This is a genomic window from Segatella hominis (assembly GCF_004535825.1).
GTDB classification, from domain to species: Bacteria; Bacteroidota; Bacteroidia; order Bacteroidales; family Bacteroidaceae; genus Prevotella; species Prevotella hominis.
Window position 1 is genome coordinate 1 of the sequence record NZ_SGVY01000129.1, and the last position, 1,388, is coordinate 1,388.

The following is a 1,388-nucleotide window of genomic DNA, read 5'->3' on the forward strand; positions in this document are numbered from 1 at the left end:
AAGAGCTTGTCTATGTGGCACAGGACAAAATGATGTAAGTATATTCTTCTATCAGGATAGAAGAATATACGGCAGTTTTAGGAATTGGAGTCAGTTTGGATTCTGTTGTTGGAACATATTGCGGTGTGTTGCAGACTGATGTTGAGACAATACTCACATTAAATATTAACGGAACCTATTTGTTGATACAGACATACAAGGAAGAGCAAAATGAACAGGAAAAGTTAAGGGGAACATTTCAAGTGCTTGACGGAAATATCTTGATGTTCATACATCCTTCGAGTGGTGACAATATATTCTACAAGGTGAGGGATGACAACAATATTATTTTGATTGACTCGTTTGGTAATGAACCTAAAAAAGAGGATAGGAAAAACTATATTCTGAAGAAAAGGTAAAGTTAAAAAACAGTGTTTAAGTAATATGCAAAAAATAACTTGCGCAACTTTTCTCGTGTGCTATTTAGCAATAGTAGGCTATCATCGCAGAATTTCTGCGCAAGTTATTTTTTAACATTACTAACTATAACGTTTATTGCTAAACACAGTGCTTTAATCCCAGTCTAACTCATGATTTATGATTTTTATAATAAAGCGGTGAAGCTAATAACAACATTTCTTTGATAACAGTCTGTATGTCATTAGGAAAATTCTCAATAAATGCCTTATACCCAGAAGCCACTTTATGATAATTCACATATAATGTATATTTAACATTATCCTTAGCTATATTTGCATCAAAATATGAACACGTTTTTAATTTAGAAATTGCATTTTGTATTGTTTCTTGTTGGGTAACAGCAAGTTTCCTTCTAATAAGGGGATATGATGAATTCCATACAATATTATTATTTGATATTGTATTTGCATTTTTAACATATCCTATCCCATATGTTAATATCGTGTCGCAATATTCTATTATTTGATAATCGGAATCTCCAAAATCCATAACTATGATTATAGATTTTCCCTTCTTTTGAAGATGGTTTGATAGCGATGATATTTTGAGATTGTTTTTATCTTGACGTGTATTAGAACACGAGCCTATAGTAAATAATAGGCTAATAATTAAAAATAGTCTGAACATAATCATTTGTCTTTATAATAGCCATTGGATGGATAAATTCCATCCAATGACTTGTTTTTAAATTAGTATGCTCCTCGTGGATTTAATCCTTGATCTTTACGAATGTCATTTTCTGTAATATCATTCTTTTTTACATGATTTAAACCAACAGTTGCTGCTTCTTCTTTGCTTAGAGTTTCCATGACTCTTTGCCCCCGATTATTCATATAGGAATAAGACTCGCTTTCTGAATACTCTATTGCAACTCCACGCATTGATCTGTCACCATGAATCATTTCATGAGCTAATCCAACTTGGGAAGG

At 32.0% G+C, this 1,388-nt stretch carries 3 protein-coding genes; 1 reads left to right on the plus strand and 2 read right to left on the minus strand.

The window, feature by feature from the left end; genetic code table 11:
* Nucleotides 1-95: 95 nt before the first annotated feature.
* Nucleotides 96-398 carry a copper resistance protein NlpE N-terminal domain-containing protein gene (locus tag EXN75_RS17410; RefSeq protein ID WP_233524765.1) on the plus strand — a complete coding sequence of 101 codons (303 nt, stop codon included), beginning with the start codon at nucleotides 96-98 and terminating at the stop codon, nucleotides 396-398.
* Nucleotides 399-567: 169 nt separating this feature from the next.
* Here EXN75_RS17410 and EXN75_RS17415 read toward each other — a convergent pair whose 3' ends face one another.
* On the minus strand, nucleotides 568-1,086 hold the full coding sequence (locus EXN75_RS17415; RefSeq protein ID WP_134844758.1) for a hypothetical protein: 519 nt from the start codon (nucleotides 1,084-1,086) through the stop codon (nucleotides 568-570).
* Between the two features lie 62 nt (nucleotides 1,087-1,148).
* The coding region (locus tag EXN75_RS17420; RefSeq protein WP_223176175.1) for a M91 family zinc metallopeptidase at nucleotides 1,149-1,388 on the minus strand (240 nt) is incomplete at its 5' end.

Coding starts and splice junctions, on each gene's coding strand:
- EXN75_RS17415 (WP_134844758.1), bottom strand. CDS start 1,086: ATGTTCAGACTATTTTTAATTATTAGCCTATTATTTACTATAGGCTCG.